The 2,072-nt window shown below is 58.1% G+C and carries 4 protein-coding genes; all 4 read left to right on the top strand.

What is annotated here, in order from left to right:
• A partial coding sequence (locus tag QD208_RS17525; RefSeq protein WP_279837679.1) for a protein rep occupies window positions 1-800 on the top strand: 800 nt, incomplete at its 5' end.
• Between the two features lie 155 nt (window positions 801-955).
• Entirely contained in the window at window positions 956-1,276 is a 321-nt protein-coding gene (locus tag QD208_RS17520) for a hypothetical protein (protein ID WP_279837678.1), read from the top strand.
• Window positions 1,276-1,578 carry a hypothetical protein gene (locus tag QD208_RS17515; RefSeq protein WP_279834969.1) on the top strand — a complete coding sequence of 101 codons (303 nt, stop codon included), beginning with the start codon at window positions 1,276-1,278 and terminating at the stop codon, window positions 1,576-1,578. Before QD208_RS17520 ends, QD208_RS17515 begins: the two co-directional genes overlap by 1 nt.
• 123 nt (window positions 1,579-1,701) lie before the next feature.
• On the top strand, window positions 1,702-2,072 hold a 371-nt coding region (locus QD208_RS17510; RefSeq protein ID WP_347882016.1), incomplete at its 3' end, for a hypothetical protein.

Here is a 2,072-nt window from a genome sequence, read left to right as displayed (position 1 = left end):
TCGAGAAGTACAGCGAGCGACTGACCGAGATTCTCAAGGCCAACCCCCGTCTCAAACCCGCCATGCTGACCCTGACAGTCGCCAATGGTGAAAACCTGTCCGAGCGCTTCAATCATCTCGTCACGAGCTTCAGAAAGCTTCAGGAGCGCCGTAGGGACTATGCCAAGAAGGGTCGTGGCTATACCGAGTTCAGCAAGGTCGCTGGCGCCGTCTTCTCGTACGAAGTCACCAACAAGGGCAAGGGGTGGCACCCACACTTGCATGCCGTGGTACTTCTCGAAGACTGGATTGACCGTGAAGCCCTGTCTGAGGAATGGCACAAGATCACCGGTGACAGTTTCATCCTCGATATTCGACGCCTGGCAAAGGGTGCGGATGTGACCGACCCCACTGGCAATGTCTCGCCCAAGATCACTGACGCCTTCTGTGAGGTGTTCAAGTACGCCCTCAAGTTCTCAGACCTCGATTTCAGCGACAACCTGCACGCCTACGAGGTTTTGCGTGGTAAACGCCTTCAGGGTGCCTTTGGGGTTTTCTGGGGCGTGAAGGTGCCGGAGAGCCTGCTTGATGACCCGTTGGAGAATGAACCCTTCCTCGAAATGCTCTACCGCTTTGACGGTCGTTCGTACCACCTTGCGTCTGTTCCGACGCAAGGCCGTCCGGTGATTCTGGGTTACCTGCAACCCCGAGCTATGCCTTTCCCCCCGTATTTGCCCATGACAGGCACGAGAAGCCGGTCAAGGGGCTGGCGCGGCCCGCAGGCGCGTAGCGCCGAGGACTCGGGCCCCTTGACGGGCTGAAGTGCCCAAAGCTACGGGGTGAGGGGGGTTGCGAAGCAGCCCCCCTCTGCCCAGCGGCGAGCGTCGGGGGTTGCGGTGCGCAGCACCGTGCCCTTGACCTTTCACCGAAGTCGGACGATTATCTGTGTGTACCCAACAACACACGGATAAAGAACATGTCTGATACCCTCGAAAAGATCTACGCCAAGGCCCGTGTCACCGATCCCCTGTTCGGTGATGTTTCTCGTGACTTCCAGCCGACCATCGAACAGGTAGTTCAAGTCCTCGATATCGATGGGATCGATTACAACCCGCCCAGTGGTCGTGAGCGCATCAATTTCTCCCTCCGCCCCGATCTCGTTACCGACGTTCAGGGCTTCGCTGCTGCCCACGATATGTCCGTTTCTACCGCCGTCGATGTGCTGCTGCGTGTCGCTTTGGGCGACTACGCGCAGTGGTGGAACGAGAATGGCACTGACAATGAGGAGGCCAAGTGATGACTCAGCCAATGTTCAGCATTACCGGCCAGCTCCTGAAGGCATATCCAGAAACGAAGGTTGACCAGGAGACCGGGGAAGAGTCGGTGAAGTACCGTATCCAGCTCCTGGGCGACATCCCGTTGCGGGATGGCTCTGGCACTCGCTATGACATGGTCACTCTGACGGTCGAAAGCATGCGCCCCTACGCCGAGCATGTCGGCAAGCGCATCTCGGTGCCGTTTGGGTTTTTTGCGCCTTCGAAAGGTCAGGTCGTCACCTTCGTTCCGAAGGGCTCAGCACCGCAGATTCACGCGGCCTGAGGGGTACGGGCTGGGGTGGTGGAGCGCTGCGACGGCAGGAGCTCGCGATACCTCCCAGCCCTTTAACTCGATACATGGAAATAAAGTGGGGACACTGCCCAAATCGGGCTAAGGGATTACCGGATGACAGAAAGCAGAAAGCCCCTCTCGGATAGCTTTGGCGGGCATCCCGAGAAGGGCTCTCAAACACATGACGATAGGATAAATCGCTACGGGGAACGTCGCAAGCGTGCCCGTCAGTTCCTTCGTTGGCTGCGTGAGCAGGACACTACCAATCGCCCAGACCTTGTTCGTGTTCAGGCCGATCTAGGCCAGTGCGCCAACTGGTTGCTCTTCCGCAATTACTATCAGGTTGACCAGATCCGTCTTGCAGCTGCTACCACCTGCAAGCGTCATCTCGTTTGCCCCTTTTGCGCTGCTCGTCGTGGCTCAAAGCAGGTCGAGAAGTACAGCGAGCGACTGACCGAGATTCTCAAGGCCAACCCCCGTCTCAA

The sequence above is a fragment of the Cobetia sp. 29-18-1 genome, from assembly GCF_029846405.1.
Classification (GTDB): Bacteria; Pseudomonadota; Gammaproteobacteria; order Pseudomonadales; family Halomonadaceae; genus Cobetia; species Cobetia amphilecti.
Note: the sequence above shows the minus strand (reverse complement) of the source record. Positions and strands in the feature narration are given on the sequence as shown.